At 65.1% G+C, this 25,209-nt stretch carries 34 protein-coding genes; 18 read left to right on the forward strand and 16 right to left on the reverse strand.

Annotation, left to right across the window (positions count from 1 at the left end):
* Positions 1-132: 132 nt before the first annotated feature.
* Entirely contained in the window at positions 133-441 is a 309-nt protein-coding gene (locus ACE103_RS19235) for a hypothetical protein (protein ID WP_375780708.1), read from the reverse strand.
* 39 nt (positions 442-480) lie between these two features.
* Here ACE103_RS19235 and ACE103_RS19240 point away from each other — a divergent pair, with 39 nt between their 5' ends.
* On the forward strand, positions 481-1,209 hold the full coding sequence (locus ACE103_RS19240) for a helix-turn-helix domain-containing protein (RefSeq protein WP_375780709.1): 729 nt from the start codon (positions 481-483) through the stop codon (positions 1,207-1,209).
* A 70-nt stretch (positions 1,210-1,279) separates the two neighbouring features.
* A complete protein-coding gene (locus ACE103_RS19245) occupies positions 1,280-1,525 on the forward strand; it encodes a PilZ domain-containing protein (RefSeq protein ID WP_223967956.1) in 246 nt (81 codons plus the stop codon).
* 133 nt (positions 1,526-1,658) lie between these two features.
* On the opposite strand, the gene ACE103_RS19250 is transcribed toward ACE103_RS19245, so the two are convergent.
* A complete protein-coding gene (locus ACE103_RS19250; protein WP_092113602.1) occupies positions 1,659-1,907 on the reverse strand; it encodes a hypothetical protein in 249 nt (82 codons plus the stop codon).
* Between the two features lie 151 nt (positions 1,908-2,058).
* Here ACE103_RS19250 and ACE103_RS19255 point away from each other — a divergent pair, with 151 nt between their 5' ends.
* The 3 genes from ACE103_RS19255 to ACE103_RS19265 all read left to right on the forward strand — a co-directional run bounded on the left by ACE103_RS19255 (position 2,059) and on the right by ACE103_RS19265 (position 4,975).
* The gene (locus tag ACE103_RS19255; RefSeq protein ID WP_223967954.1) at positions 2,059-2,736 is read left to right on the forward strand and encodes a nitroreductase; all 678 of its coding nucleotides are present in this window, start codon (positions 2,059-2,061) and stop codon (positions 2,734-2,736) included.
* A 3-nt stretch (positions 2,737-2,739) separates the two neighbouring features.
* A complete protein-coding gene (locus ACE103_RS19260; protein WP_375780710.1) occupies positions 2,740-3,672 on the forward strand; it encodes an alpha/beta hydrolase family protein in 933 nt (310 codons plus the stop codon).
* A 139-nt stretch (positions 3,673-3,811) separates the two neighbouring features.
* Positions 3,812-4,975, forward strand: coding sequence for an acyl-CoA dehydrogenase family protein (locus ACE103_RS19265; RefSeq protein ID WP_375780711.1), 1,164 nt, complete (start codon positions 3,812-3,814; stop codon positions 4,973-4,975).
* 14 nt (positions 4,976-4,989) lie between these two features.
* Here the strand turns inward: ACE103_RS19265 and ACE103_RS19270 are convergent, their stop codons facing one another.
* A complete protein-coding gene (locus ACE103_RS19270; protein ID WP_375780712.1) occupies positions 4,990-5,841 on the reverse strand; it encodes a LysR substrate-binding domain-containing protein in 852 nt (283 codons plus the stop codon).
* A gap of 100 nt (positions 5,842-5,941) precedes the next feature.
* Between ACE103_RS19270 and ACE103_RS19275 the strand changes: the two genes are divergently transcribed.
* On the forward strand, positions 5,942-6,604 hold the full coding sequence (locus tag ACE103_RS19275) for an FMN-dependent NADH-azoreductase (RefSeq protein ID WP_375780713.1): 663 nt from the start codon (positions 5,942-5,944) through the stop codon (positions 6,602-6,604).
* Positions 6,605-6,691: 87 nt separating this feature from the next.
* Here ACE103_RS19275 and ACE103_RS19280 read toward each other — a convergent pair whose 3' ends face one another.
* A complete protein-coding gene (locus ACE103_RS19280) occupies positions 6,692-8,773 on the reverse strand; it encodes a methyl-accepting chemotaxis protein (RefSeq protein ID WP_375780714.1) in 2,082 nt (693 codons plus the stop codon).
* A gap of 168 nt (positions 8,774-8,941) precedes the next feature.
* On the reverse strand, positions 8,942-9,385 hold the full coding sequence (locus ACE103_RS19285; protein ID WP_375780715.1) for a hypothetical protein: 444 nt from the start codon (positions 9,383-9,385) through the stop codon (positions 8,942-8,944).
* Here ACE103_RS19285 and ACE103_RS19290 point away from each other — a divergent pair.
* Positions 9,377-9,967: an NADPH-dependent FMN reductase gene (locus ACE103_RS19290; RefSeq protein ID WP_229167849.1), complete on the forward strand. Its 591-nt coding sequence runs from the start codon at positions 9,377-9,379 to the stop codon at positions 9,965-9,967. The genes ACE103_RS19285 and ACE103_RS19290 overlap by 9 nt on opposite strands.
* Positions 9,968-10,000: 33 nt before the next feature.
* Positions 10,001-10,783, forward strand: a complete 783-nt coding sequence (locus ACE103_RS19295; RefSeq protein ID WP_375780716.1) for an SDR family NAD(P)-dependent oxidoreductase — start codon at positions 10,001-10,003, stop codon at positions 10,781-10,783.
* Positions 10,784-10,848: 65 nt separating this feature from the next.
* Here the strand turns inward: ACE103_RS19295 and ACE103_RS19300 are convergent, their stop codons facing one another.
* A complete protein-coding gene (locus ACE103_RS19300) occupies positions 10,849-11,229 on the reverse strand; it encodes a hypothetical protein (protein WP_375780717.1) in 381 nt (126 codons plus the stop codon).
* Positions 11,230-11,405: 176 nt separating this feature from the next.
* On the opposite strand from ACE103_RS19300, the gene ACE103_RS19305 reads away from it, so the two are divergent.
* Positions 11,406-12,035 carry a L,D-transpeptidase gene (locus ACE103_RS19305; RefSeq protein WP_223967945.1) on the forward strand — a complete coding sequence of 210 codons (630 nt, stop codon included), beginning with the start codon at positions 11,406-11,408 and terminating at the stop codon, positions 12,033-12,035.
* Positions 12,036-12,110: 75 nt separating this feature from the next.
* On the opposite strand, the gene ACE103_RS19310 is transcribed toward ACE103_RS19305, so the two are convergent.
* Positions 12,111-13,175: a hypothetical protein gene (locus ACE103_RS19310; RefSeq protein WP_375780718.1), complete on the reverse strand. Its 1,065-nt coding sequence runs from the start codon at positions 13,173-13,175 to the stop codon at positions 12,111-12,113.
* A 378-nt stretch (positions 13,176-13,553) separates the two neighbouring features.
* Between ACE103_RS19310 and ACE103_RS19315 the strand changes: the two genes are divergently transcribed.
* Both ACE103_RS19315 and ACE103_RS19320 read left to right on the forward strand, forming a co-directional pair.
* Positions 13,554-14,129, forward strand: a complete 576-nt coding sequence (locus ACE103_RS19315) for a septal ring lytic transglycosylase RlpA family protein (protein WP_375780719.1) — start codon at positions 13,554-13,556, stop codon at positions 14,127-14,129.
* A 428-nt stretch (positions 14,130-14,557) separates the two neighbouring features.
* On the forward strand, positions 14,558-14,737 hold the full coding sequence (locus ACE103_RS19320) for a hypothetical protein (protein ID WP_092113623.1): 180 nt from the start codon (positions 14,558-14,560) through the stop codon (positions 14,735-14,737).
* Positions 14,738-14,739: 2 nt separating this feature from the next.
* Here ACE103_RS19320 and ACE103_RS19325 read toward each other — a convergent pair whose 3' ends face one another.
* The gene (locus tag ACE103_RS19325; protein ID WP_375780720.1) at positions 14,740-15,468 is read right to left on the reverse strand and encodes a class I SAM-dependent methyltransferase; all 729 of its coding nucleotides are present in this window, start codon (positions 15,466-15,468) and stop codon (positions 14,740-14,742) included.
* A 190-nt stretch (positions 15,469-15,658) separates the two neighbouring features.
* On the opposite strand from ACE103_RS19325, the gene ACE103_RS19330 reads away from it, so the two are divergent.
* Positions 15,659-15,844, forward strand: a complete 186-nt coding sequence (locus tag ACE103_RS19330; protein WP_223967941.1) for a hypothetical protein — start codon at positions 15,659-15,661, stop codon at positions 15,842-15,844.
* A 153-nt stretch (positions 15,845-15,997) separates the two neighbouring features.
* Positions 15,998-16,519: a DUF1993 family protein gene (locus ACE103_RS19335; RefSeq protein WP_375780721.1), complete on the forward strand. Its 522-nt coding sequence runs from the start codon at positions 15,998-16,000 to the stop codon at positions 16,517-16,519.
* A gap of 113 nt (positions 16,520-16,632) precedes the next feature.
* On the opposite strand, the gene ACE103_RS19340 is transcribed toward ACE103_RS19335, so the two are convergent.
* The 7 genes from ACE103_RS19340 to ACE103_RS19370 form a co-directional block, all read right to left on the reverse strand.
* The gene (locus tag ACE103_RS19340) at positions 16,633-16,869 is read right to left on the reverse strand and encodes a DUF6894 family protein (RefSeq protein ID WP_375780722.1); all 237 of its coding nucleotides are present in this window, start codon (positions 16,867-16,869) and stop codon (positions 16,633-16,635) included.
* Between the two features lie 425 nt (positions 16,870-17,294).
* Positions 17,295-17,468 (reverse strand): hypothetical protein, encoded by a 174-nt coding sequence (locus tag ACE103_RS19345; RefSeq protein ID WP_375780723.1) that lies wholly within the window; start codon positions 17,466-17,468, stop codon positions 17,295-17,297.
* A 9-nt stretch (positions 17,469-17,477) separates the two neighbouring features.
* On the reverse strand, positions 17,478-17,708 hold the full coding sequence (locus ACE103_RS19350; RefSeq protein ID WP_375780724.1) for a DUF6894 family protein: 231 nt from the start codon (positions 17,706-17,708) through the stop codon (positions 17,478-17,480).
* A gap of 141 nt (positions 17,709-17,849) precedes the next feature.
* Positions 17,850-18,194, reverse strand: coding sequence for a tRNA-binding protein (locus tag ACE103_RS19355; protein ID WP_212317598.1), 345 nt, complete (start codon positions 18,192-18,194; stop codon positions 17,850-17,852).
* The gene (locus ACE103_RS19360; RefSeq protein WP_375780725.1) at positions 18,194-18,820 is read right to left on the reverse strand and encodes a LysE family translocator; all 627 of its coding nucleotides are present in this window, start codon (positions 18,818-18,820) and stop codon (positions 18,194-18,196) included. The genes ACE103_RS19355 and ACE103_RS19360 overlap by 1 nt, the downstream gene beginning before the upstream one ends.
* Before the next feature lie 17 nt (positions 18,821-18,837).
* Positions 18,838-19,695, reverse strand: a complete 858-nt coding sequence (pdxY, locus tag ACE103_RS19365; protein WP_375780726.1) for a pyridoxal kinase PdxY — start codon at positions 19,693-19,695, stop codon at positions 18,838-18,840.
* Positions 19,696-19,705: 10 nt separating this feature from the next.
* Positions 19,706-19,879: a hypothetical protein gene (locus tag ACE103_RS19370; protein ID WP_016840760.1), complete on the reverse strand. Its 174-nt coding sequence runs from the start codon at positions 19,877-19,879 to the stop codon at positions 19,706-19,708.
* Positions 19,880-20,390: 511 nt separating this feature from the next.
* Between ACE103_RS19370 and ACE103_RS19375 the strand changes: the two genes are divergently transcribed.
* Together ACE103_RS19375 and ACE103_RS19380 are read left to right on the forward strand one after the other, a co-directional pair.
* A complete protein-coding gene (locus ACE103_RS19375) occupies positions 20,391-20,633 on the forward strand; it encodes a hypothetical protein (RefSeq protein ID WP_375780727.1) in 243 nt (80 codons plus the stop codon).
* Positions 20,634-20,718: 85 nt separating this feature from the next.
* A complete protein-coding gene (locus ACE103_RS19380) occupies positions 20,719-21,384 on the forward strand; it encodes an FMN-binding negative transcriptional regulator (RefSeq protein WP_375780728.1) in 666 nt (221 codons plus the stop codon).
* 164 nt (positions 21,385-21,548) lie between these two features.
* Here ACE103_RS19380 and ACE103_RS19385 read toward each other — a convergent pair whose 3' ends face one another.
* Positions 21,549-22,349, reverse strand: coding sequence for an alpha/beta fold hydrolase (locus tag ACE103_RS19385; protein ID WP_375780729.1), 801 nt, complete (start codon positions 22,347-22,349; stop codon positions 21,549-21,551).
* A 115-nt stretch (positions 22,350-22,464) separates the two neighbouring features.
* Here ACE103_RS19385 and ACE103_RS19390 point away from each other — a divergent pair, with 115 nt between their 5' ends.
* The 3 genes from ACE103_RS19390 (at position 22,465) to ACE103_RS19400 (ending at position 25,001) form a co-directional block, all read left to right on the forward strand.
* Positions 22,465-23,403 carry a LysR family transcriptional regulator gene (locus ACE103_RS19390; protein WP_375780730.1) on the forward strand — a complete coding sequence of 313 codons (939 nt, stop codon included), beginning with the start codon at positions 22,465-22,467 and terminating at the stop codon, positions 23,401-23,403.
* Between the two features lie 458 nt (positions 23,404-23,861).
* On the forward strand, positions 23,862-24,611 hold the full coding sequence (locus ACE103_RS19395; RefSeq protein WP_375780731.1) for an ROK family protein: 750 nt from the start codon (positions 23,862-23,864) through the stop codon (positions 24,609-24,611).
* Positions 24,612-24,740: 129 nt separating this feature from the next.
* Positions 24,741-25,001 (forward strand): PepSY domain-containing protein, encoded by a 261-nt coding sequence (locus ACE103_RS19400; protein ID WP_173643287.1) that lies wholly within the window; start codon positions 24,741-24,743, stop codon positions 24,999-25,001.
* Positions 25,002-25,209 lie beyond the last annotated feature (208 nt).

A 25,209-nucleotide genomic window follows, 5' to 3' on the forward strand; every position in this document is an offset into this window, starting at 1 on the left:
GGGGTATAGAAATTGATGTGGAGGTTGATCCCAACGGTGGATATCGCGGCAAACACTATCGAAATTCGGCAGCAGCGCTATTTTGCCAGATTGTCGGGTTCGGCGAGCGGACAGCATTTTTTCTGACTGAGTTCATTGGACGATTCGAATTTTGTGCATGCAATTTATCAATGCGGCTGGCGCGCTGTGCGCGGCGCCGCGCGCAAATTTTAGAGACCATTTCACAGGAGCAGTCATTTGACGGCGCCATTGCTGGTGCCGAGAGTCTTTCGTTTTGACGATGTCGATGCGTTCCGGAGTTCGATCCGGGATCTGGATGTTGATTTCACGCCACTCGCGCGGAAGATTTCGGCCGAGCAAATCATCCTGAGTTTGCCGGGATGCGAGCTCAACTACACACAGTCGTTTCCGCGGATCGTCGACGCGCAGCTTGCGCGGCATACGACCGCGGTCGGCTTCACGATGGATGACGGCGTTCCGATGCGGTTCAACGGCGTCGAACGCGATCGTGCGGTGATCGTGCTCGGCGGCGGCGGCGCGTTCTACACCTCGGTGGAGGAGACGCCCCGCCAATATGTCTCGATGATGTTCACGCCCGAGATCGTCGACCGCGGTTGGCCGAGTGCCGGACTCCATTTCAGCATTCACGAGATATCTCAACGCGCGCAGGATCGGCTGCGCGACGTGGTGAGGCAGGTTCTGCTCGTCACGTCGGATCAGGTCACGATTGCAGAGTTCGCCACGGGCGCGTCGATCAAGGAGACGCTGCTGTCCACGATCGACAACGCGTTCGCCGAGATCGTGCCGGCCAAGTGGGCGACGCGGGCCAACACGACGCGTCAGTTCAAGGTCTTCAACGACGCGCGCGCCGTCCTGGCCGGCGACGTCGCGCACCCGATCTACAGCGGCGAACTCGCCAGGCAGATCGGCGTGTCGGTGCGCACGCTGCATGATGCGATCCAGCGCTACCGGGGCATCAGCCTGCATCGCTATCTGCGGCTGCGCCGACTCTGGCTGGTGCGCCAGCAACTGCTTGCCGGTGCGCCGAGCGTCAAGGCCTGTGCGCTGGCCTACGGGTTCTGGCACCTGAGCGATTTTTCACGGAGCTATCGGTCGCAGTTCGGGGAAGCGCCATCGGAGACGCTGGCGGCCTCGCGGCGTGCTGGCGTCGCGCCCGCCGATCCGGCCGGCGGCAGACACGAATCGTAACAATCCGCCTGAACCAAATCTTAACGGGCGGTTGCGAATCTGTGGGTACGATTCCACCAGAGGCGGCCTGATGCATCCCCGACGATTTGCGCGTGTTCGTCCGACAGGATGCGTCTCCAGCGTGGTCAAACTCCAGCTCGAACCGAAGGCGCCCCTGATCGAATGCCGGCTGGTGGACTATTCCGCCGGCGGGGCCTGCCTGGAATTTTCCAAGCCGATCCAGTTGCCCGAGCGTTTCGAGATGTTTCACGGCAACACCCGGAAGCGTTGCCGACGGGTCTGGAGCAGGGGCGTCCGGGTCGGCGTTTCGTTCTAGCGCCACAGGGCGTGGGCCGATGAAGGGTCCGTCCACCCGTCAACAGCCGTTCGGGCCGCGCCCTGCGCGACCCGATTGAGTCCCGATGAAGTCTGTCCCGATTGAGGGGGCTAGATAAGCGCCGGCGAGGGGCTCAAGCGCCGCTCTGGCACTTCTTCATGAACGAGTTCTTGGCCGCGCCGGCGAGCTTCTTGCCGTCGGAGCCCACCGCCTTGGTCTCGCAGGTATCCATCGTGCACTTCTTCATGAACGAGGTCTTGGCCGCGCCGGCCAGCGGCTTGCCGTCCTTGCCGACGGCTTTCGTCTCGCAGGAGGCGTCCTGTGCAAATGCCGAACCGGCGGCAAAGGTCGCGATCACGGCCGCCAAGAAAATCCGCTTCATCTGGGTTCTCCCTAAACCAAACCAGTGGACGGATTGGATATTGGATTCTTGGCTCGATCAAGTTCCCACAGCCGAATTTGTCTATAAAATACCCCGATAGCTGCGAGAAAATTCCGTGTGCAGCGCGGAACAAAATGGGGGAAACGCGGAAATGGAATTCGAGACGCTGGTACAGACACGCAAAAGCGTGCGCGGGTTCAAGAAGCAGCCGGTGTCACGGGCGACCGTCGAGGAGATCATCGAGGTGGCCAAGCGCGCGCCGTCCTCGATGAACACCCAGCCCTGGCACGTCCATGTCCTGACCGGGGCGCCGCTGGAGGAAGTGCGGCGCCGCAACATGGAGGAGATGATCGCCGGCGCCAAGGCCAAGCGCGACATCGTCAGCCATGGCGAATACCAGGGCGTGCACCGCGGCCGCCAGGTCGACATTGCCAAGAAGCTGTTCGGGGCCATGGGGATTGCCCGCGACGACAAGCCGATGCGGCAGGATTGGGTGCTGCGCGGCTTCCGCCAGTTCGACGCCCCGGTGTCGCTGGTCCTGGCCTACGACCGGATCCTCGATCCCGGCGCGGTCTGTCATTTCGATCTCGGCGCGCTCTGCTACGGCATCGTGCTGGCGGCCTGGGATCGCGGCCTCGGCAGTGTGATCAACGGCCAGGGCATCATGCGCTCCGACATCGTGCGCGAGGTCGCCAACATCCCGGAAGACCAGGTGATCATGACTTGCGTCGCGATGGGCTATCCCGATGACAGTTTCGCCGCCAACGCGGTGCGCTCGGACCGCGAGGCCAACGGCGATTTTGTCCGCTATGTCGGCTTTGCCGAGTAGCGCATGATCCGACCAGTGCGGACCCGCAGCGGCATCGGCGCGGTCGTTCTGGCCCTGGTGGTCTTCATCTCGGCCTTCGGCGCCTCGCGAGCCGAAGGCATTCGCCTCGATGCGCTCAAGATCCCGGTGCCGAATGCGGGAGGGGCAGGGCCGGCCGCTGCGCTGCTCGACGCGATCGTGCTGCGGCCGGATGACGGGCAGCCGCATCCGCTGGTCCTGCTCAATCACGGCTCGCCGCGCTCGGCAAGCGACCGTCCGTCGATGAGCCCCTACGGGATGTGGGCGCAGGCGGCGGAGTTCGCGCGCCGCGGCTGGGTGGCGGTGGCGTTCCTGCGCCGGGGCTACGGCGCCTCGCAGGGTGGATGGGCCGAGACCTACGGGCCGTGCTCCAGTCCGGACTACGCGAAAGCCGGCCGCGCCGGCGCCAGCGACATCGCGGCTGCCGCCAGGTTTATGGCCGGCCAGGCTTACGTCAGCGGCGGGAAGTGGATCAGCGTCGGCCGCTCGGCGGGCGGCTTCGCCACGGTGGCATTGACGTCGAGTGCGCCGTCGGGTCTTGCGGCCGCGATCGTGTTCGCACCGGGCCGCGGATCGAGCGGTCCCGATACGGTCTGTGGGGAAGGTGAGCTCGTCGACGCCTTCGCGCAGTTCGGAAAATCCTCACGCGTTCCGCTGCTCTGGGTCGCCGCCGACAACGATCACTTCTTCGGCCCGAAACTCGTGACGCGGTTGTCGGACGCGTTCGCGAAATCAGGCGGCAAGCTCTCGCTGGTTCGAACGGCCGCATTCGGCAGTGACGGTCACATGCTGTTCAGCGAGAACGGATCGGCGATCTGGGCGCCGATCGTCGATCGCTTCCTTGCAGCCAATAACCTTGTGCTGCGTGATCGTCTGCTCGACGCGCCCGAGCGTCCGGCGCAATTAAGCACACGCTGACCGCGCCGCGGGATATTGAATTCCGCACCATGAAACCATCGCGCGAGCGTGAGCGCGAGCGCGCGTTTCCGCTATTTGTGCCGACAAAAAATGCGCTACTGGTTTTGTGAAGCGAAACAGCACAGGCGAGGAATCCCAGATGAGCGATGATGAACAGACAGCCATGATCCGCGAGACTGTCGCGAGATTCGTCGATCGCGAACTCATCCCGCTGGAGCCGCAATATCTCAAATCCAAACTGCCCGGCAGCGATCATCCCGAGCTCACCGCAGAGCAGCGCAAGCGGCTGCGCGACGTCTCCAAGGAGCTCGGCCTCTGGGGCCTTGATGCACCCGAGGATCTCGGCGGCCACGATTTGCCGACGCGCACGATGGCTGCAGTGCACGAAGAGCTCGGCCGCAGCTGCGTGCCGTTCGTGCTGCCGCCGGATTCGCCGAACCTGCGCATGCTGCAGGCGGTCGGCACGGACGCGCAGAAGAAGAAATATCTGCAGCCCTACATCGAGGGCCGGATGACGTCGGCGATCGCGATCTCCGAGCCCGGCGCCGGCGGCGATCCCGCGGGGATGAAGACGCGCGCGGTGCTCGACGGCGAGCAATGGGTGCTGAACGGCCGCAAGATCTGGATCAGCAATGCGCGCGCCGCCGATTTCATCATCGTGATGGCGCGCGTCGGCAACGACCAGCGCCAGGGCGGCATCACCTCCTTCATCGTCGAGAAGGGCACGGCGGGCTTCATCATCGAGCGCGAGATCCCGATGGTCGGCGGCGGCTCGACCTATGAGATCGTGTTCGAGGACTGCCGTATCCCGAAGGACTCGGTGCTGGGCGAGGTCGGCAAGGGCTACGCGGCGATGCAGCTGCGGCTGCGCACGCGGCGGCTCGAGATGGGGTCGACCTGCGTCGGCATCACCAAGCGCGCGCTCGACATGATGTGCGAGCACGCCAAGCAGCGCGAGACCTTCGGCGTCAAGCTCGCCGAGCGCCAGGCGATCCAGTGGTGGATCGCCGACATCTCGACGCGCATGCATGCATGCCGGCTGATGGTGCGCGAGGCTGCCGACAAGACCGATCGCGGCGAGGACATCCGCCACGAGGCCTCGATGATCAAGGTGTTCGCGACCGAAATGGCCTATGACGCCTGCGACCACGCCATGCAGACGCTCGGCGCTCTCGGCGTGACGCTGGAATTGCCGCTCAACGCGCTCTGGCAGAAGGCCCGCCTGATGCGGGTGTACGAAGGCCCGAGCGAGGTCCATCGCCAGGCGATCGCCCGCCGCGTGCTCGGCCTGCGCGGCGGCTGATCAGCGCGTGAGGGCTATCGTCGGCTCGCAGCGGCCTTGATGATATCCTGGGCGATGTCGCCGATCTCGCGCGGGCCGCCGCGACTGCGGGTGAACACCGTGAACTCGACCTCGGGAAGTCTGGGCAAGCCGGCTTCGCGGCCGAGCGCCCGCAATTGCGGTGTGAGCAGGCTGCGATAGAGCGGGCACACCGCAAGCTCGGCCGCAGCGGCGGCACGCAGACCGCCAATGCTCGGGCTCACCACAGTGATGCGGGCTTCACGGCTGGCCGCAGCGAGCGCGGCCAGCGCGGCGTCGCGATATGGGCAGGGCTCGGGAAACAGCGCGAGCGAGAGCGGCGCCGTGGTATCCGGCGTCGCGCCCTTCGCATAGGCCCACACCAGCGGCTCACGCCACAGCAGCTGGCCGCTCTGGTCGCCCTGGCATCGGCCGCAAACCACGACATCGAGTTCGCCCCGGTCGAGCCCGGCCAGGAGCAGGGCCGTGTTCGCGACCCGCACCTCCAGCGTCAGACCAGGGTGACCATGCTGGAATTGCGCGAGCGTGCGCGGCAGCCAGTTGCTCATGAAGTCGTCGGATGCGCCGATGCGCAAATGAACGCCGCGGTTCTTGCCTGACAACCTCAGGCGCGCATCCTCGTTGAGGCGAAGGATGGCCCGCGCATAGCCGAGTAAGGCTTCGCCCTCGGCGGTCAACGCGACCGACCGCGTGTTGCGTGCGAACAATGGTCGGTCTGCCTGAACCTCCAGGCGGCGAATATGCGCGCTGACCGCGGACTGCGTGAGATTCAGCCGGCGCGCTGCCTTGGTGAAATTTGCCTCCTGCGCGACCGCCTGAAACGTCCGGAGGAGCGTTGTGTCGAACATCGATATATCTCGATATGAGATTAATTAGACGACTATATATCATTTCTCTCACTGAACGGAAGCTGCTCTGTTGGGCCGCTACCAGCCCCGGAGATTCCAGATGACCCGCATCCTCTACGTCGAAGCATCCCCGCGAAAGAACCGCAGCGCGTCGAACGAGGTGGCGCACGCCGCGCTCGCAGCATGGAGCGACGTCGAGCCCGATCTCAGCGTCGATGTCCTCGACCTGTGGTCGACGGAGCTCCCCGAGTTCGACGGTCCGGTCATGATGGCGAAATACGCCGGACTGGCAGGAACGGCGCTAACGCCTGAGCAGGCCGAAGCGTGGGCGCAGATATCCGCGATCGCTGCACGCTTTCTCGCAGCCGACGTGATTCTGCTCGCGGTGCCGCTGTGGAATTTCTCGATACCTTACAAGTTGAAGCAGCTCATCGATGTCGTGTCGCAGAAGGATCTCCTGTTCTCGTTTGACGGACGGGCGTTCGGCGGCCTGCTGCACGGGAGGAAGGCTCTGCTGGTGCTGGCGCGGGGGCTCGACTATGCGCCGACGGCAATCACGCCCGCCGGCAGCTACGACTTCCAAAGGCCCTATCTGGAGATGTGGCTGCGGTATATCGGCATTACCGACATCACGACGGTCGTGGTCGAAAAGACCCTCGCGGGACCTGACGTCGATCATGCCTCGCGTGCGGCCGCCAAGCGGGCCGCGGTCGAGGCGGTGAAGCAGCTTGCGCATTCGTCATCACGCGCGGCGACGTCATAGCGATGCATCGCCGCCGGGCGCTGTCACCATGTGTCAAAGCAGCCGGCTGGTCTGCGCTGCCGCTCCGTCTCTTGGTCGGGCGCGCTCTTACGCCGCCCGCACGTCCGAGAGGAAGCGGTTGACCTGACCGGCGAGGTCCTTGGACTGCGTCGAGAGCTGCTCGGCGGCGCCCAGCACCTGGGTTGCCGCGGCGCCGGTGTCGTCGGCGGCGCGCTGCACGCCGGAGATGTTGGAGTTGACCTCCTGGGTGCCGCGCGCGGCTTCCTGAACGCTGCGCGAGATCTCCTTGGTCGCCGAGCCCTGTTCCTCGATCGCGGCGGCAATCGCGGTGCCGATCTGGTCGATCTCGGTGATGACGTCGACGACGCTCCGGATCGCGGTCACGGTCTCGTCGCTTGCGGTCTGGATCGCGGTGATCTGCTCGGAAATCTCCGTGGTCGCCTTCGCGGTCTGGCCGGCCAGCGACTTCACTTCAGAGGCGACCACGGCAAAGCCGCGGCCGGCCTCGCCGGCGCGGGCCGCCTCGATGGTGGCGTTGAGCGCGAGCAGGTTGGTCTGCGCCGCGATGCTCTGGATCAGCGTCACGACGTCGCCGATCTTCTGGGCGCCCTCGGCCAGCGAGCGCGCGGTGTCGCCGGTGCGGCGGGCATGGTCGACGGCACGGGCGGCGATCTCGGTCGAGGTCGCGACCTGGCGGGCGATCTCCGAGATCGAGGAGGTCAGTTCCTCGGTCGCGCTCGCGACCGTCTGCACGTTGGTCGAGGTCTGATCGGATGCGGCGGCAACGACCGCGGCCTGGCGATTGGTGGCGGAGGCGGTGGCGGACATCGATTGCGCGGTGTCCTCCATCACCGATGACGCCGCGGACAATCCGCCGACCAGTTCGGTGACCTTGGCTTCGAAGGCGCGGGTCAGATCGTCGAGCGCGCGGGCGCGGCGCATCTTGACGTCGTTCTCGGCTTCCTTCTCGGACGCGAGGCGATCGGCTTCGATCCTGTTGTCCTTGAACACCTGCACGGCGGCGGCCATCGCGCCGATCTCGTCGTTGCGCGCGGCGCCCGGGATAGCCTCGGCGACATCGCCCGCGGCGAGGCGGGACATCCGGCGGGTGAGGGCTGCAATCGGGTTGAGGATGCGGCGGCGGACCACGACGATGAGGCCGGCGCTGACGGCAATGACCGCGAGCAGCCCGGTCAGTGCGATCACGAAGCTGAAGCGCGCCGACGAATAGGCGCTCGCAAGCACCTGCTCGGCGTTCTCGTAGAATGCCTCGCGCACGGTGATGATGGCGGCGAGGCCGATCTGCGATTCCGGATAGTAGGTGTCGAGATCCAGCTCATACTTGCCGGACACGGCGCCTTCCTTGGCAAGCTTCAGCGCCTTGCCGAAGCGCTCGACATAGTCGGCCTGCATCTTGCCGAGCGCCGTCATGACGTTCGCGGGCGTCGCCGGATTGTTGCGCAACTCCTGCAGCGTCGAGAGGATCTGCTCGGTGCGGCCGGTCGAGCGGTAGAGTTCCAATTTCTCCTGATCGGTCGCGACGCGCTTGGCGCCGACCAGCGCCTTGTGCAGGCTGGCATTGAGACCGCCGGTGTCGCGCAGCATCCAGGCGACGTTGGCGTAGCTGGCCTGGCGATAGGCATTGCCGTCGAGGCCGGCGAGCCGGCGCACCTGCTCGTCGAGCAGCGTGGTGACACCGGCGTTGAATACGGAATTGTCGGCGACGATCTTGCCGGCGGCCGCGCGGCGGGCATCGGCTGGACCTGAGATGGCAGCCGCGATGGCGTCGCGCAGCCCGGCAAATTTCACCTTCAGCGCGTCGATCTCGCGTGCGACGGCCTCGCCATCGTCGAGCGATCCCGGCAGGGTGGTGCGCACCTGGTTGACCTTGGCCAGCGCACCGTCGGTCAGCTGACGCTGGCGGTCGAGCGCGGCGATCTGCTTCGGGTCGATCGTGCCGCCTGCGAGCAGCAGGTTGGTGGCGTAGCCGCGCTCGGGGTTCATGTAGCGCGGGATGTCGCCGACGGCGCGGACGATCTCGAGCCGGCTCTGCGCGGTCGAGACCTTGTCCATGGTCTGGTACTTGGTCACCGCGACATAGGCCGCAAGGCCACCGCCGACCGCGGACAAGGAGACGATCGCGGCCGTCAGGAGAGTACCGATTTTCATGGGATGCGCGCCATTTCTTGACGAGAGAGGGAGAGACCTCAACCCTACCGGGTGCGCATTAAGCTTGGGTTTATGATCAGGGATCCGCGGCGGTCCCGCCCAGTCCGCGTTGTCCGAAAGTCGAACGCGCCGGGTCGTTCGGCCGCGCGTGGCGGCACGGTGTGACGGTCAGTGCCCGTCGTCGTCAGCGCCCTTGGTCGCGGCGCGGTGCTGGGTCGCGCCGCCCGTGCCCGCTTCGCCGCAGGGAAGCTGGTTCCAGGTGCCGTCGGCGGCCTGCTGGTAGGCCTGGCAGCCGGCCGAATTGGTTGTGGTGGCGGCTTTTTCGTCGGCCTTCTGCCGCTCGGCACTCTTCGCCAGCGCTGGCGTGGCAACGGCAGCGACGGCCGCGAGCGAGCCTGCGAAAACCAGCTTTGCGATCTGCATGTCGGGTTCTCCTTCTCGAAGCGAAAAACATATCCAGAAAACAAATCTGGCAATTTTTGGCCGCGGCGGGCGACCTGCGACGAATTGCTTAATGCCGGGAAAACGCTCCGGAATGCCCGTTAATATCTGCGCGCCGGCCGCGGGACGGCTGTCGCAGCGACGTGGTAGGATCGCGCCATCATGACCCACCGCATTCTCGTCCTCTACGGCTCCTATCGTTCGGATCGCATGGGCATCCGCCTGGCGCATTTCGTCGTCGACGGCCTGCGTGCGCGCGGCAACGATGTCGAGTTGATCGACGCCAAGGAGGTCGGCCTGCCGATGCTCGACCGGATGTACAAGGAACACCCGAAGGGCCAGGCACCGGCCGTGCTCGAAACGCTCGCCGGCAAGATCCGCGACGCCGACGGCTTCCTGTTCGTCACCGGCGAATACAATTGGGGCATCCAGCCCGGGCTGAAGAACCTGACCGATCATTTCCTCGAGGAATGGTTCTGGCGTCCGGCGGCGATCGCAAGCTATTCGGCGGGGCGGTTCGCCGGTGCGCGCGCCGCGACCGCCTGGCACGGCACGCTGTCGGAGATGGGCATGGTGGTGGTGTCGAGCACGATCAGCGCGGGGCCGATCGCGCAGACCCTGTCCGCCGAAGGCAAGCCGATCGGCGAGGGCGGCAAGTCGCTCGAACGCGCCTTTCCACGCTTTGCCGACGACTTCACCTGGTGGATCGAAGCCGCCAAGGCACAGCGGGCGCGCAAGGCGCCGCCATACTGAGTGCAGGCCTGCACGTCCTCGGAGATCGGCATCATGAGCCTCTTCACATCGCCCTTCGATCCCGCGCGCGAGGCCGCTTTGGTGACCGGCGCCGGCAACGGCATCGGCCGCGCGGTCGCGCAGGCCCTGGTCGGTGAAGGCGTGCGCACGGTGTTCGCCGACCTGCATGAGGACAGGGTGCTGGCCGCCATCAAGGCTGCCCCGCATCCCGAGCTTGCCGTGCCCTGGGTCGGCGATCTCGCGCAACGTGCGGCGTGCGACGCGCTGCTGGCGCATGCGCAAGCAGCGGTCGGGCAGGTGACGCATTTCGTCCACAGCGCATCGCCGCCGCGCCGCGAGGCCGATCACGCGATGGCGGTCGATGAAGAGACCTGGCGGCAGATGCACGCGGTCAATCTCGATGCCGGTTTTCATCTGTCGCGCGAGCTGGCGCGCAAGCTGATCGCGGCGAAGAAACCTGGCTCGTTCCTGCTGCTCACCTCGCTGCACGCGGGCACGCCGCGCAACCTGCCGCATTACTCGACGGCGAAGGCCGGCATGGCGATGCTGGTGAAGGAGCTTGCCAAGAGCTGGGGCCGCTACGGCATCCGCGTCAATGCGCTGGTGCCAGGCGCGATCGCGGCCGGCGGCTTCGTCGCGGATCCCGCCTTGGCCAAGCACATTCCGCTCGGGCGGCTTGGTCAGGCTGACGATCTCGCGCCGATGGCGCTCGCCGTGCTCTCGCACAAGCTCTCCGGCTACGTCACCGGCGCATCGATCGTGGTCGACGGCGGCCTGTCGCTGACCAACTGGTTCGCGCCGCCGGAGCTTGATTGAGGATTCTTGTTTGACGCGTTTTCTTCACGCGAACCGGTGCCCGCTTCGCTCGAAAACGCTTTCTACTACTTGGTCCTGATGTAGCCCGCGAGCCGCGTCTTCTGGTCCTGGCACCAGGTCGTCATGCTGCCGGCGCGGCGCTGGTCGAGGTCGGTGCTCTGGGTTGCGATCGCGACTTCGGTCATCAGGTCGTCGGCCTGCTTCTCGCCCATCTTGCCGCCGGTATGCATGAAGGCGATCGCCTTGCGCACCTGTTCGGTGGTGCCGTCGGGCAGGTGCATGTCCTGCGCGCGCTGCACGAGGTCCTGATAGACGAGATCGGTGCCGGGGCACTCGACCTTGGCGGCAAAGGCCTGCAGCACCATGGTGACATAGGCCGCGCGCGGATCGGCGTGGGCCGGTGTTACCGCGACAATCAGGCCGCCGATCAGCAGAGCGTAACGCATCGAATTCCTCCCGATGTTTTAGACATTTTGCGGCAAGGCTAGCGTCCGCGGGAACCGACTGCAACCGTAAGGACACAGTTGCGGAAGGAACCGATCAAACGGCCGTGTTCCAGCCGGGGCTGCCACGATTTCAGCACGATTTCGGCAGCAAGTGCCACAAGTTGACGCAGGGGAGAATGATCGTGTCGAAGTTGGGGCTTGCTGCGGTGCTGGTGGGTTCGCTCGCACTTGGCGGCTGCATGCAGGCGACGCTGTCGCCGGTGACGGATGCCGCGATGACGCCGCGCGATCGGCAATTGCTGGCGCATCCGCCCTATGCGGACGCCAAGATCCCGGATCAGTTCCAGCGCCACATTGTCGATTACAGGCGCAAGGAGCAGCCGGGCTCGATCCTGGTCGATACCGACGCGCGCTACCTCTATTACGTGCTGCCCGGCGGCAAGGCGATCCGCTACGGCGTTGCCGTCGGCGAAGAGGCGATGGCGTTCTCCGGCGTGGCCACGGTCGGCCGTCTGGCGGAGTGGCCCGATTGGGTTCCGACCAAGGACATCCAGGAGCGGCTCGGTCCGTATCCGGCGCGGGTCGCCGGCGGACCGGCCAATCCGCTCGGTGCCCGGGGCATCTACCTCTACCAGGGCAACAAGGACACGCTGTACCGCATCCACGGCACCAACCAGCCCGAATATATCGGGCAGGCGATCTCGTCGGGTTGTATCCGCATGAACAACGCCGACGTCATCGATCTCTACCAGCACGTCAAGCCGGGCGCGACCGTGGTCGTGCTGCCGCCGGGACAGAGCGCGTAATTCGTATTTGAACTGCAAAGGGCGCCGATTGCGTAATCGCGATCGGCGCCTTTTGTTTGACCCGTTAGCTGGCTGTCAGCGCAGCGGCATCGGTGGCCGAACCACGGGGCCGTTATCATCGGCATCGACAACAGAGGACTGCTGCGGCTGAACCGGCCGCGGTGCTACCGTCTGCGGTGCGGCCGCAACGGGCGCCGGCAGCGGGGCTGCTGATGCAGCCGGTGGCGGCGGGATGTAGGCCTGTGCCGGCGGGTAGGACCGGCGCACCGGCGGTGAAGCAACAGCCGTATGTGGCGCCGCAGGCGGCGGTGCGATCGCGGCACGCGGGCGCGGCGCGACCGGCCGCGGTTCGACCGCCCTGGTCTCAGTCGTCCGCGCGACCCGTTGCGTCAACTGATCCTGGCTCGCCTTCAGCTGATCGATGCTGGTCTTGAGCTGCTCGATCTGCTGTCCCATCGACGCGAGATCGCGTGCCATCGACTGCAACAACTGTGTTTGGTCAGCTGGTGCCGGCGGAACAACCGGCGCCGCCGCTGCAACGGGTGCTGTGGTCGCCGCCGGCTGGGCTGCAGCGACGTCCTGTGGCGCAGCCGCCGGAGCGGCCTCAGCCGGCTGATCGGCCGCAGCCGCCTGCGCGGGCGGGCTCGCCTGGTCGGCAGCGGGAGTGGCCTTGCCCGGCAGCAGCGACGTCAGGGCCTCGACTTGGGGCACGTATTCCGCCACCACCTGCTTGACGCGATGCCCGTAGTGTTGCCACGCCGCGGTGCCCATGGCGCCGGCGATCGCGAACAGGAACCAGAAGGCGCGGATCGCCCATTTGCTGGTCGGGCGCGGCGCACGCTCCAGCCTGATGTCGTCCAGCCTGCCGTCATGGCTCGCGGTGCTGTATTCCGGCGCGGCCGGCGGCGCCGTCACGGGCATCGGCGTCACCGGTGGCACCGAGGCGACTGGCGCGGCGGGCGCGACCGGTGGCGTGGAAGAGGGTGCGAGGCTCGGGCCGAACCATGGCTCCCGTTGCCCCGATGCTACCTTGCCGGCAGGTGCCGGTGTGATGGCGGCATTGTCGGTGCGGGTTGCAGTGAAGCTAGGTTCGATCGCGAAAATATCGTGCGGATCTGCGTCTTTCAGTGTCGATTGCATGGCGGTCCCCGTTTCAGTCCAAGGTCAACCGCAAATGGGCGGCCGGCAATTTGAGCTCTGTATCGACCCCTGGCCCTGACCCCACGACTCCAGTCCGGTTTGACCAAAGCAAGGCGAGAGGGTGGAGAGGTTGGGGAGTTTCGGGAACCACACAGGGAGCTGAGGGGGCGGGCACCCGGCAACGCGGGCGGAGAGGCTCCGGGATCGCATTTTCGGGTGAATCACCCTGGTTGTGTGGCGCATCCACCACAGCCGAGGGGAAATCGCGTTGCCCGCGGCACGTCCGACCGCGCTCCGCCTCCGTTCCGCCCGGATTGGATTCGGCCATGCGGGTGTTGGATTTTCGGCTTGGGCTGGGGCACGAGTTGGGGATGCAACATGTCACGCGACGATGCAGTCATTTCGTACGTCGACGTCAAACGCAGCGCCCGCGGTGCTGCAATTCCGTTGACTCGTGCGCGAGCGCCGCTGCGGCTCTGTGCCATCGTGATCGGCGCCGCGTCGCTTGCCGCCTGTGCGCAGTCCTCCGTCGTCAGCCAGCGCTCGCAGGCGCTCGCGAGCCGGCCGGTATCGGCCGAGCCGACGCGGGCCGCGTCATCGGCGACGCGCACACATGTCGCAACCGCGCGCAAGCACACGCCGTACGCCGCGCGCAAAGGCGGCGACACCAGGATTGCGTCGCAGGGTGTCGCAAGCTTCTACAGCGACGAGCAGGAGACCGCGAGCGGCGAGAAGTTCAACGCGCGCGAACTGACCGCCGCGCATCCGACATTGCCGTTCGGCACCAAGCTGCGCGTCACCGACGTCAAGACCGGCCGTTCGGTCACGGTGCGTGTCAATGACCGCGGGCCTTACGTTCCCGGGCGCATCGTCGACGTCTCGTATTCTGCAGCGCAGTCGCTCGGCATGATCGGCAAGGGCGTCGCGAATGTCCGGCTCGACGTGGTGCAGTGAGCCCCGTCGTAAGCCGGGTTCGGGATTTTTTTCCGGCTGGATCGGGAAAAAGTCCCGGCGTTACGCGCGCTTTAATCCTGTTGTCCGAACGCCAGCTGCAAATAGAATTGTCGCCGCTACTTCCCGCGCTCTGCTTTTCCAGGCGCGTGGATTTCAACCCAATGAACCTTCCCCGCCTTGGCGTCCCACCGAGGCGGGGTTTTTCTTTGGGGCATGCGCGCCGCATGTGCTGCTGCGGTGGACGCTAGACCTAGCATATGCTGGATATGCCGACCTTGATGAGCAAGTCGACCTAGCCGCGACCGCACGTTGCGCTCTGCCGCATCCGGCGCCTGTGCTTCCATCAAATTGTCATGCTCCCGGCGAATTGCGGCCCAACGTCGCTGCCAACACACCGCGGAATGGACTGTGTCGGCGAGGGACAAGCATTGGCCTACAAGATGATCGCAGAACGCGAGAACGAAACGGTCAGGATCGAGCGGGAGAGCACCTTCATCATCATCGCCAAGGCCAAGGTCTGGGCGAGCGAGGGATGGCAGGTGGTGATCACCGACAAGGACGGAAAATCATACCCGCCCGAGGAATTCGACAAGCTGCTCGCGGCGTGATGTTAGCGCTGCGCTGACACCAGCATCATCATCGGCCGCTCCAGTTCGTCGGCCAGTTCGGGCACAGCCTTGATCTGCTCCCGCGTCGGGGAGAATTCCTCGACATGGCGAAGCGTGAAGCCGGCGCCGATCAACGCATTGAGCGTGGTGCCGATGGTGCGGTGATATTTCAGCACGCCCTTCACATACCAGTCGGTCCGCCGTTCGCCTTCGATGAAGTAGCGGTTGACCGGCCAGGTCTTGCGGCCGTCCTGGTCCTGTCCCCAGTCGGGGTGGGTGGCGGCCATGTAGATCGGATGCTCGATGGTGAAGACCAGATGCCCCTCCGGGACCAGCGTGCGATACAACATCCGCGCCAGCCGATCGAAGTCCCTGATGTAGTGGAAGGTGAGGGCGCTGTAGGCGAGGTCGAACGTGGCCTTCGGCAGTTCCAGCGTTTCGAGATCGGCGATATCGTAGGCGATGGCCGGATCCTGCGTCATCGCCGTGGCGCGCGCGACCATGTTCTGCGAGAGGTCGACGCCGAGTACGCTGGAGGCGCCTTGCTCGCGCATCCAGCGCGACACCCAGCCGAAGCCGCAGCCGAGATCGACCACGCGCTTGCCCGCGATGTCAGGCAGCATGGCGCGGATCGCGGGCCATTCGGGCGCGCCGAGCAGTCCGTGGACCTGCCGCGGCAGCTGGCTGTAGCCGGCGAAGAAGCCGGGATCGTCATAGATGTTCTGCGCCATGGGTCCAGCAACTCGGGAAGCAACGGGAGCCGCCTCTCTGTATCCGCCGCCGTGGCGCGTGGGAACCGCTGATTCCGTCGCGCCGGCCGGGATGCTGGAACCAGACACGGCGTTCGGCCGTTTTGAAGTCAGCCCGCGGGACGCGCGGTCACGCCTGTCCCTGCGGCATCGGACAGCAGAGGAGAGCGCCATGATTGCCGAGATGCAGATCCACACCATCGCGCGGCAGATGCTGGAGAAGCACGGCCTGCAGGCGATTGCCGAGGCGGCGCAGAACGCCGTCGCCTGCGAGAGCAAGGGCGAGACCGAAGAGGCCCGCGAGTGGCGCCATATCGAGGACGCCATGAAGATGATGCGCGGACCGCATCAGAGCTGACCGCGGGATTGCGCGACGCCTGGCGGAGTGCTCTGGCGCTGTGCGCCGGATCGATTCGATTTGCGCGCCCGATGCCGCTTGCCTTCGCCGGAGTTTCCGGGAACTGTGTTCAGGACAAGCAGCAAAGAAATTTTCTATCCGGGGGAATTCGCCATGACTTTTTCACTCTACGACGCGACCGTTGCCAACTATCTGCAGATCCTCGGCGCCGCCTCGGGCTTTCTCGACAAGAGCCTCGCCCATTTCAAGGCGAACGGCATCGATCCGGCCGAGATCGTCGAGACCCGGTTGTTCCCGGACATGTTGCCGTTCCGGTTTCAGGTGGTCTCGCTGGCGCATCATTCCCGCGGCGCGATGGAAGCGGCCAGGACCGGCGTGTTTGTGCCACCGTCCGGCAAGCCCGATCTGGATTACGCCGCGCTGCAGGCGCTGGTGAAGGATGCGCAAAGCGAATTGTCGGCCCTGACGCCGGATTCGGTCAACGCGTTGCTCGGGCGCGAAGTGATGTTCAAGCTCGGCGAGCGCTCGATGCCGTTCACGGCCGAGGGCTTCCTGATGTCGTTCTCGCTGCCGAACTTCTTCTTCCACTCGACCACGGCCTACGACATCCTTCGCCACAAGGGCGCGCCGCTCGGCAAGCGTGACTTCATCGGCCGGTTGAACATGAAGAAGTGATCGGGCCGCACGTCGACGGGTCTTGCTGAGGCGGCAACATCAGCCGCTGCGCGCAGCAAGACCAAGACCGCGCGCTGACGGGCGCGGTCAACAGAGTCCAAAGCCTGCCGGCGCTAGCCGGCCCTGCGCCAGTGTGGCACGGGATCGAGCGGCGTCCGATACAGCTCGCGCCGGTCGACGTCGGTGACGCGCACGGCACAGCCGCGCGCCTTCAGCTCCGGCTTGACCTGTGACAGCTCGTTGGCGAGCTGATCGGCGCGATCGGAGGCGAGGCTGATGTCTTCGAGGATGATCGTTCCTTGATCGCGGAACTCGTCCCCCACCACGAGATCGAAGGTGTAGTACGGCATTCCGAAGTCTCCGTTTCGGTTTGCATCACAGGGTAACACTGAGTCGTGCGTTCCCTAAGATGCATCGCGCACAATCGTCGGGCGATCGGCGCAAAAACGATGTGCAACGCTCGACGCACGATGAACGACGATGCCGCGTGGCACGGCGAAGGAGTCTCGTGAGACAGCTCACCGCCATGCCGTTAAGATTTGATTAAAACTGTCGTCGCAAGCTTGGGACCAGGTGGAATTGCGGCGGAACCGGACTCCGGGAACCGGCAGCCGCAGGAGAAGGCCGGTGGCGTAACGCCCATCGGCCTTTTCTCGTCGCTCAAGCGCTCGGACCAGAGCGCTTTCGAGCGAAGCGGACAGCGGTTCGCGTGAAGAAAACGCGTCAAACAACAAACTCGAGCTTCGGTTCTGATTCGATCAGAACCGAACATGCGCTAGTCGCGCAGCGTGGCCTGCCGCCTGGCGCGGAATTTCGGACCCGGCCCGCGCATGTAGTACAGCTCGGGGCGATAGGGGTTGATGACGCCCTCGACCAACGCGACACAGCGTGCAACGAGGCGGGCGAGGTGGCGGCGCAAGGGATGCAGGGCGAGTTCCATCGAATTCATGGCACGCCCTCAGTGCAATTCGCCGAGAACGGCGGTGAATGGCAGCTCGAAGATCTCGGTGCCGATATCGTCGGTGACGTGGACCGCCCAGTTGCGCCAGTCTTCCACGCTCGGTGTCATGACAAAGCTGCGCGCCAGCTGCTCCGCATACACCCGCACCTCCCTAAAATCCATCGCGGCGCCGGTGCGATCCAGGATGACGTGCTTGTCGTCGGAGCAGTGAAAGAAAACTGCAGACATCTTCCGATTCCCATGCCGAAGCGATTCTCGCGCATTGGAATAGCAGCGCACGCCGGCAGTTAGAATCCGGGTGATCCCCCATCGGTAAACTACGGGGAATCCAGACGATTTGAATCACGCGGCCGTGATCGAGCCGGGTCGTCAGAAGATCGGTTCACCGATCGCAACCTCGCTGCGCGGGCCGAGTACGATCACCTGGCCGCCGGCATCCTTGGCGCCCAGGATCAGCAGTTCCGAGGTGAAACCCGCGATGTTCTTCGGCCCGAGATTGCAGATGCAGACGACCTGCGAGCCGACCAGCGCCGCTGGCTCGTAATTCGTGATCTGCGCGCTCGACCACATCGTCCGACCGGCACCGACATCGACGCCGACCTTGTATGAGGGGTTGCGGGCGCGCGGAAACGGCTGCACCTCGACCACCTTGCCGATCCTGATGTCGAGGCGGGCGAAATCGTCATATGTGGCCTGCGGCTTGAGCGGAGACATCAGCGCTCCTGAAACGCGAGGCGGATGCCGAGCGCGATATAGATCGTGCCGACCACGCGGCCCTGCCACTGGCCGATGCGGCGATGCCGCCGGATCCACGGGCTGATCTGGCCGGCGGCGAGCGCGAGCAGCGAGGTGTAGGCCGCGCTCATCGCGACGAAGATCAGGCCCAGCGTCGCGAACTGCGCCACGGCGGAGCCGTGGCCGGGATGCACGAACTGGGGAAGGAAGGCGAGGAAGAACAGCGCGGTCTTCGGATTGAGCATTTCCGCCCAGATCGCCTGCCGGAACGCGCGCCTGGGATCGACCGGCTGCGCCGCCGGCAAATGCAGGTCGGCATTCTTCTCGAACAAGGCGCGGACGCCGAGCACGATCAGGTAGATCACGCCGGCATATTTGACGATCGAGAACGCGAGCGCCGAGGTCATCAGCACGGCCGACAGGCCGAACGTCGCCATGGCGGTGTGGACGAGGTCGCCGAGCGCGATGCCGAACCCGGTCGCGACGCCGACGCGCGGCCCGCCGGTGACCGAACGCGCGAGCACAAGCAGCACGGCCGGCCCCGGAATCAGGAACAGGGCGAGCACGACGGCGGCGTAGGTTAGGAGGGTGGTGATGTCGATCATGAAAGGTGTCCCGGATGTCAGGATGCTGGGATGGCGACCGCAGCGAAGCGTGGTTTCGGATCAAGCATCACGTCGGCGCTTTCGACAATGCGCATTTCCTCGGTTCCTCGCTCCGCCGTGCGCACCAGCACGCCGTGGATGCCGGAGGCGGCGTGGCTGAGCGCCTCCGGCGTCGCCAGGCCGCGCACCCGGGCGGCGACGAACAGCGCGGCGAACAGGTCGCCGGTGCCGGACGGGCTGATCGGCACGCGCGGGGTGCGCACGCGCCAGGCTCCCGTGCGCTCGATCGCCAGCGTCTCGATCTCACTGTGGGGCGTGCCGGCAAGCTCGGCGCTGGTGATGACGATGGTCGCAGGCCCCCGCGCCATCAGCGCGCGCGCCTGCACGATGACGGCATCGGTCGTGGTCACGCGAGCGCCGCAGAGGAATTCGAACTCGAAATGATTGGGCGTGATGATGTCGGCCAGCGGACAGAGCTGGTCGCGCACCAGTGGCGGGATGTCCGATCGCACGAACATGCCGCGGTCGCGATCGCCGAGTACGGGATCGCAGCAATAGAGCAGGGCAGGGTTCTCCGCCTTCGCGCGGGCGACGAAGTCGGCGACATCCATGGCGATGTCGGCCGAGCCGAGATAGCCCGACAGGATCATCCGCGCGGCCGCAACCGCTCCGCGCTCCTCGACGCCGCGCAAGAGGTCGGCGACCAGCTGCACATCGAGCACCCGTCCGCGGATCGTTGGATAGCCCGGTCGGTTGCTGAGCAGCGTGGTCGGCACGGCGACGACGTCGATGCCGTGCAGCTGGATCGGAAAGGTGGCCGCACTGTTGCCGACATGGCCCCAGGCGACCTGTGACTGGATCGAGATGACGGTCATGTTGTCCGCATCACCCGAACAGCGCGGCGTAGATCACGTAGAGCCAGCCCAGGATACCGTGGATGATCGCCCAAAGGATCGAATGGTTCTTGGTGTAGGAGATCGCAATCGCCAGCGCCGAGCCGAACCCCACGCCGTATTTCGCGCCCTCGACGCGGACGCCATAATATCGGTTGCCGTTCATGGTGATCCTTCCAGCGCGAGGGCGTGAGATTGGTGGCAGCGTAACCTGCGAGTTGGTGCGAGTTCAACGGTGCATCGTGGCTTTGCGCGGGGATGACGGGGCGGGTGCCTTGCACACCAATGTCGTCCTGGCGAAAGCTAGGACCCATAACCACCGCATTTGATAATGGACGGGATCGCGGCCCCAGCATCGCGCAACTAGTCTCATTCGGGGTAATGGGTCCTGGCTTTCGCCAGGACGACGTCGAATGAGTTGCCCGTCGGGTTGTTCTGTCGCAGCTCTCGCACCGGATTTGACTTGCGCGCAGGCAGGCTCGGTTGCGGCCGCGAACCTCAGGTCCCGGCGGTCACGCTCCGATCAATCGAATTTGTCGAACTGGGCCGCAGCACAGGCAAATTCGCTGCGTCCTCGCGGAATAATCGGGTGGCGCCGCCCGTCATGGTTCTAGCGAAAACGCTTCAGCAGGCCGGCGACACGGTCCGATCCTGTTGAATCCAGCAGGAGACGCTCGATGACCACGATCAAACACGTTGCGGCGGGTTTGCTCGCGCTGGCCATGCTGACGACATCGGCCATGGCGCGCGAAGTCCCGGCCGGCCCATCCGCGTTGGTGAAGGGACATGCCGCGGCCGCCGGCCGCTGGAGCGGCGGGCCGCCGCGGATGGCGGTGCCGCGCTTCGGTGAGTTCGAAACGCTGCCCCGGGACCAGCCCGGCGGCGTCTGCGATCACGGCGACAATGCCATGATCTGCTGAGCCGGATGGTGCATGGCGGTGATCTCCGGCAAAAGTTGCGCTAGCTTCGCTGGGTCGTCTCCCTCCAGCCGCGAGCGCCGCCGCCATGCACATCCTCCGTCCCCAATTTCGTATCGAGGACGACCGCGCGCTTGCCTTTGCGGCGGCGCGCGGCTTCGGCGCCATCGTCGCCGCCGATGCGCGCGGCCCGCGGGCATCCCATGTACCGTTCGTGATCGAGCGGCGCGACGATCGCGTGATCGTGCAGATCCATCTCACCGCGAACAATCCGCTGGTCGAGCTCGCCGACGGCGTCAGGCGTTTCCTGCTGGTCGTCTCCGGCGACGACGCCTACATCTCGAACGACTGGTACGTCTCGCGCGATAACGTCTCCACCTGGCTCTACGAGGCGGTGCATTTGTCCGGCGTCGCGCATCTGCGCGATCACGGCGAGAACCGCGGCCACGGCGACGCGCTGCTCGCGGCTTCCGAGGCGCGGCTTCCGAAGCAGCCCTGGGACCTCACCCAGATGGAGCCCGGCAAGCGCGAGGCGATGCTGTTCGGGATCAGGGTGATCGACCTCGTCGTCGACCAGATCGAGGGCCAGTCGAAGCTCAACCAGCACAAGAGCGATGCTGACTATGTCGCGCTCGTCAACCGGCTCGCGCATGCGGCGGAGACCTCAAGCCACAGGCTGGCGGAGAAGATGCGCGCGCTGCGGCCTGGGCTTGCGTATGAGGGTGGTCGCGTAGGGCGGGTTAGCGAAGCGTAACCCGCCATCTTCGTTAGATGGGCGGCGGATCACGCCTTCGGCCAATCCCCCTACAAAGTCGATCGACATCGAGATCGCAAACCTGTTGTTAAGATTTGCGCCGCGCCGATTTGTTTGATTCCGATTCGTTCTTTGCGAACAAAATGGAGTCGGATGGAGAACAGTTAGGGTGTGCCTTGCAGGAAGCTCGCAACTTCATCGTTGAATCGGTCCGCCTGCTCGACATTGAGAATGTGAACGCCGGGCAGCAGAACGAGCTTTGCATTGGCGATGGTCGCCGCGATCGCTTCGCTGTGACTGGCCCGCGTGACGGTGTCGCTCTCGCCGCCGATGACCAAGGTCGGCGCTGCGATCAGCGAGATTGCCCGGCGAAAATCAACATCGCGCAGCGCGGCGTAACAGCCGGCGAGGCCGCGCGGCGCAGTGGTGAGCACCATGCTGCGGAATTCGTCGACAATCTGGTTCGGCGCAGCCAGCGTCGTCGCGGGAAACCAGTTGCGCATGAAGCCGTTAGCGATTCCGTCCATATCCCTGGCCGCCAGCACGGCGCGGATCTGGTCGTCAAACGGCAGCTCCGACGCAAGATGGGACGCGGTGTTCGAGAGAATCAGGCGATCGATGCGCTCAGGCGCGAAGATGCCGAGCCATTGCCCGATGAATCCGCCGAGCGACAGGCCGAGGAAGTGCGCACGATCGATCGAAAGGGCGTCGAGCAATCCGACCACGTCGCGGCCGAGCCGGTCCATCGAATAGGCGCCCACCGGCGCGTCCGAACCGCCGTGACCGCGGGTGTCGTAGCGGAGCAGGCGGAAGCACCGGCTGAGCGCCGGCACTGAGCGGTCCCACATATGCAGGTTGGTGGCGATCGAGTTCGACAGTGCGAGCACCGGCCGATCGTCCGGACCGTCGATCCGGTACGCAATCCGGCAGCCGTCCGTCGTCGTGAAGTGTCGATCGCCGCTCATGTCGTCAATTCCTTGTGCTGGTCGAAGCCGACGGCTTCGCGTCGCGCCAGGCTAGGGCTCGCGCTCCGCAGATAAAATTACTAAGATCGACCAATCTCTGTCGGAGATATGGATAATGGATCGGATCAAACTCCACGATCTGCGGTGCTTCGACGCGGTGGCGACCAAGGGCAGCTTCCAGGCTGCCGGCGCCGCCCTGAACCGCTCGCACCCGTCGGTGTTCGCGGCGGTCGCCCGTCTCGAGCAGCAGCTCGGCCTCATGCTGTTCGATCGCAGCGGATACCGCGTCGGGCTGACGGACGCAGGGCGGACGTTTCACGAGCGCACGCGCCTGACGTTGCGCGAACTCGATCTGCTGCAGACCTATGCGGACCAGCTTGTCAGCGGCGAAGAGGTTGCCCTGCGCGTCGTCATCGGTGATCTATGTCCGCGGCCGCCCGTCCTGCAAATGCTCTCGGGGTTCTTTGCGAGATATCCCAACACGCGCCTGCATCTGGAATATGAGGCCGTCGGGGGACCGTTCGAGCGCTTGGTCGATGATAACGCCGACCTCGTGTTTCATCGCGCGGACCCGTCCGATCCGCGCTTCGAACGGATCGAGCTTTCGACCACTGCGATGGTGCCGGTTGTCGCTCCCGGGTTTCTGCCATTCGCGTGGACGAAGAAGATCACGCCGGAGCAGATGCGTCCCTTCACGCAGTGCGTGATCCGTGACACGGCGCGGCGATCGTCATCGGAAAGCTTCTTCCTGATCGACGGCGCCCATCGCTGTACCGTGCCGGATCAGATGATGAAGAAGGAGCTGATCCTGCATCGTCTGGCGTGGGGCCACCTGCCGGCGTGGCTGATCGAGGATGAGCTCAGGGATGGCCGACTGATCAGCATCGCGGGACCGAATTTTCCGGGCCGCGAGGAGCACCTGGCGGCAATCCGCCATCGGCAGCATGCGCACGGACCGGTCGCGGAAGCGCTTTGGCTTCATCTCGAAGAGTGGCCGCTCGCGCGGCGCGCAGGGCGGGGCAGCAAACGGCTCCGCGCAAAGCGTGGGCGATGAACGGGCTTAACTCACCGCAGTGATGTCGCGGAGAGGTGGCGGATTACGCTTGCGCTCATCCACCCGACAAAGTGCCGCTGCGACGAGGATATGCAAACGTGTTGTTAAGAATCGGCCCGCGCAGATTCTTCGATTCCGATTCGTTCTTCGTGAACGAAATGGAGTCGAACGGAGAACGTAGCGGTGATGCCGTCTGTCGCACAATCCGGGAGGCCAGCACATGCGACGGGCCTGAACCACACGGCGATGTTCCGCACCGAGCGCAATAATCCCACCGTGGCACAACATCGGTCGCTCGGACGCGGTTCATGCACAGAGGTTGTTAACGCCTGAGCCGCGCCGATTTTCCCGATTCCGATTCGTTCCCCGCGAACAAATTGGAGTCAGATGCAGAACGGCGCTGTGGCGCGCGCTGCGTTTCTCTGCTCCACTCGGCGCCCACAACAGAGATCGCGCCGATGGCCAAGAAGACAGGCAAGAAGACAGGCAGGAAGACAGGCAGGAAGACGGCAAAGCCCGTGTCGCGCCGGACGGTGCTGGCGATCGACATCGGCGGCACGCATGTGAAGGTCATGACCGACAAGGAGCGCATCAAGCGCGAATTCGAGTCGGGTCCAACGCTGTCCGCCACCGAGATGGTGCGGCAGGTCATGGCGCTGACCAGGGACTGGTCCTATGACGTGATCTCGATCGGCTATCCCGGACCGGTGGTTCACGACCGTCCGTTGACGGAGCCGCACAATCTCGGCCGCGGCTGGGCCGGCTTCGATTTTCACAGCGCGTTCGGCCGGCCGGTGAAGGTCGTCAACGATGCGCTGATGCAGGCGATCGGTAGCTATCAGGGCGGACGGATGTTGTTTCTCGGCCTCGGCACCGGGCTTGGCTCGGCGATGATCGTGGAAGGAATTTACGAGCCGATGGAGCTCGGTCATTTGCCCTATCGCAAGGACGGGACGTTCGAGGACTATGTCGGCGCCGCCGGCCTCGAGCGGCGCGGCCGGAAGAAGTGGCGCAAAAGCGTCGACGACGTCATCGCGCGGCTGTCGGCGGCGCTGGAGCCCGACTACATCGTGCTCGGCGGCGGCAATGCCGACAAGGTCGACAACCCGCCGCCGAAAGTGAGGTTCGGCGACAACGCCAACGCATTCGAGGGTGGATTCCGGATGTGGAAGAAGGCAACGCGCAAGCCGCGCGGCGGGCGTCGGTGAAACCAAAGCTGCCACCAAATTGCCGCAACTGCCGAAGTTTCACGCTGCTTCGTCATCCCTGTTGTCGGAACTGATCGGGTGCGCCGCTCGTTTATGCGGCATGACATCCCGTTCCATGAGGAGTGACTGATGCGAAGCTTGATTATTCCGGCGATTGCGGCGTTGGCGATCGGCGCAGCGACGCCGGCGATGGCCTACGATTCCGGCAGCCAGATTTCGATGGAGGCCGCCCTCGACGTCGCGACCAATCTCGGCGTCGTGACGGTGTCCAACACCCAGTTCCTCGGCGACGAGTGGGAAGTCGAGGGCCGTGACCGGCTCGGCCGCTGGATGCAGGTCGATGTCGATGCGCGCACCGGCGAGGTGCGCAATGTGGATCGCAGCTGGTAGCGGCGTATTCACCGCAGCGTGAGCAGCCCGCGCCGGCGATCGGTCCTGATGTCTTCAGCTAAGTGACATCACGCACGCACGATACGAGGTTTTCGGACGGCCGGCGGCGCGGGCGCACGCCGGCCGTTCGTTATCCAGAGTGTTCGATGCAGTGTTTTGGCGGAATGGCACAAAGGTGGAGTATGCTTGCGGCAGATTCTTATGGATC

Source organism: Bradyrhizobium sp. ma5 (genome assembly GCF_042258955.1).
Lineage (GTDB): Bacteria > Pseudomonadota > Alphaproteobacteria > Rhizobiales > Xanthobacteraceae > Bradyrhizobium.

What these genes read in the sequence shown, in the direction of transcription:
- ACE103_RS19235 (WP_375780708.1), bottom strand. Translation starts at nt 441, where the DNA reads ATGCCGCGCAAGCTGCGCGTCGACGATCCGCGGAAACGACTGTGTGTA.
- ACE103_RS19240 (WP_375780709.1), top strand. Translation starts at nt 481, where the DNA reads ATGCGGTTCAACGGCGTCGAACGCGATCGTGCGGTGATCGTGCTCGGC.
- ACE103_RS19245 (WP_223967956.1), top strand. Translation starts at nt 1,280, where the DNA reads ATGCATCCCCGACGATTTGCGCGTGTTCGTCCGACAGGATGCGTCTCC.
- ACE103_RS19250 (WP_092113602.1), bottom strand. Translation starts at nt 1,907, where the DNA reads ATGAAGCGGATTTTCTTGGCGGCCGTGATCGCGACCTTTGCCGCCGGT.
- ACE103_RS19255 (WP_223967954.1), top strand. Translation starts at nt 2,059, where the DNA reads ATGGAATTCGAGACGCTGGTACAGACACGCAAAAGCGTGCGCGGGTTC.
- ACE103_RS19260 (WP_375780710.1), top strand. Translation starts at nt 2,740, where the DNA reads ATGATCCGACCAGTGCGGACCCGCAGCGGCATCGGCGCGGTCGTTCTG.
- ACE103_RS19265 (WP_375780711.1), top strand. Translation starts at nt 3,812, where the DNA reads ATGAGCGATGATGAACAGACAGCCATGATCCGCGAGACTGTCGCGAGA.
- ACE103_RS19270 (WP_375780712.1), bottom strand. Translation starts at nt 5,841, where the DNA reads ATGTTCGACACAACGCTCCTCCGGACGTTTCAGGCGGTCGCGCAGGAG.
- ACE103_RS19275 (WP_375780713.1), top strand. Translation starts at nt 5,942, where the DNA reads ATGACCCGCATCCTCTACGTCGAAGCATCCCCGCGAAAGAACCGCAGC.
- ACE103_RS19280 (WP_375780714.1), bottom strand. Translation starts at nt 8,773, where the DNA reads ATGAAAATCGGTACTCTCCTGACGGCCGCGATCGTCTCCTTGTCCGCG.
- ACE103_RS19290 (WP_229167849.1), top strand. Translation starts at nt 9,377, where the DNA reads ATGACCCACCGCATTCTCGTCCTCTACGGCTCCTATCGTTCGGATCGC.
- ACE103_RS19295 (WP_375780716.1), top strand. Translation starts at nt 10,001, where the DNA reads ATGAGCCTCTTCACATCGCCCTTCGATCCCGCGCGCGAGGCCGCTTTG.
- ACE103_RS19300 (WP_375780717.1), bottom strand. Translation starts at nt 11,229, where the DNA reads ATGCGTTACGCTCTGCTGATCGGCGGCCTGATTGTCGCGGTAACACCG.
- ACE103_RS19305 (WP_223967945.1), top strand. Translation starts at nt 11,406, where the DNA reads ATGATCGTGTCGAAGTTGGGGCTTGCTGCGGTGCTGGTGGGTTCGCTC.
- ACE103_RS19310 (WP_375780718.1), bottom strand. Translation starts at nt 13,175, where the DNA reads ATGCAATCGACACTGAAAGACGCAGATCCGCACGATATTTTCGCGATC.
- ACE103_RS19315 (WP_375780719.1), top strand. Translation starts at nt 13,554, where the DNA reads ATGTCACGCGACGATGCAGTCATTTCGTACGTCGACGTCAAACGCAGC.
- ACE103_RS19325 (WP_375780720.1), bottom strand. Translation starts at nt 15,468, where the DNA reads ATGGCGCAGAACATCTATGACGATCCCGGCTTCTTCGCCGGCTACAGC.
- ACE103_RS19330 (WP_223967941.1), top strand. Translation starts at nt 15,659, where the DNA reads ATGATTGCCGAGATGCAGATCCACACCATCGCGCGGCAGATGCTGGAG.
- ACE103_RS19335 (WP_375780721.1), top strand. Translation starts at nt 15,998, where the DNA reads ATGACTTTTTCACTCTACGACGCGACCGTTGCCAACTATCTGCAGATC.
- ACE103_RS19340 (WP_375780722.1), bottom strand. Translation starts at nt 16,869, where the DNA reads ATGCCGTACTACACCTTCGATCTCGTGGTGGGGGACGAGTTCCGCGAT.
- ACE103_RS19345 (WP_375780723.1), bottom strand. Translation starts at nt 17,468, where the DNA reads ATGAATTCGATGGAACTCGCCCTGCATCCCTTGCGCCGCCACCTCGCC.
- ACE103_RS19350 (WP_375780724.1), bottom strand. Translation starts at nt 17,708, where the DNA reads ATGTCTGCAGTTTTCTTTCACTGCTCCGACGACAAGCACGTCATCCTG.
- ACE103_RS19355 (WP_212317598.1), bottom strand. Translation starts at nt 18,194, where the DNA reads ATGTCTCCGCTCAAGCCGCAGGCCACATATGACGATTTCGCCCGCCTC.
- ACE103_RS19360 (WP_375780725.1), bottom strand. Translation starts at nt 18,820, where the DNA reads ATGATCGACATCACCACCCTCCTAACCTACGCCGCCGTCGTGCTCGCC.
- pdxY (WP_375780726.1), bottom strand. Translation starts at nt 19,695, where the DNA reads ATGACCGTCATCTCGATCCAGTCACAGGTCGCCTGGGGCCATGTCGGC.
- ACE103_RS19370 (WP_016840760.1), bottom strand. Translation starts at nt 19,879, where the DNA reads ATGAACGGCAACCGATATTATGGCGTCCGCGTCGAGGGCGCGAAATAC.
- ACE103_RS19375 (WP_375780727.1), top strand. Translation starts at nt 20,391, where the DNA reads ATGACCACGATCAAACACGTTGCGGCGGGTTTGCTCGCGCTGGCCATG.
- ACE103_RS19380 (WP_375780728.1), top strand. Translation starts at nt 20,719, where the DNA reads ATGCACATCCTCCGTCCCCAATTTCGTATCGAGGACGACCGCGCGCTT.
- ACE103_RS19385 (WP_375780729.1), bottom strand. Translation starts at nt 22,349, where the DNA reads ATGAGCGGCGATCGACACTTCACGACGACGGACGGCTGCCGGATTGCG.
- ACE103_RS19390 (WP_375780730.1), top strand. Translation starts at nt 22,465, where the DNA reads ATGGATCGGATCAAACTCCACGATCTGCGGTGCTTCGACGCGGTGGCG.
- ACE103_RS19395 (WP_375780731.1), top strand. Translation starts at nt 23,862, where the DNA reads ATGGCCAAGAAGACAGGCAAGAAGACAGGCAGGAAGACAGGCAGGAAG.
- ACE103_RS19400 (WP_173643287.1), top strand. Translation starts at nt 24,741, where the DNA reads ATGCGAAGCTTGATTATTCCGGCGATTGCGGCGTTGGCGATCGGCGCA.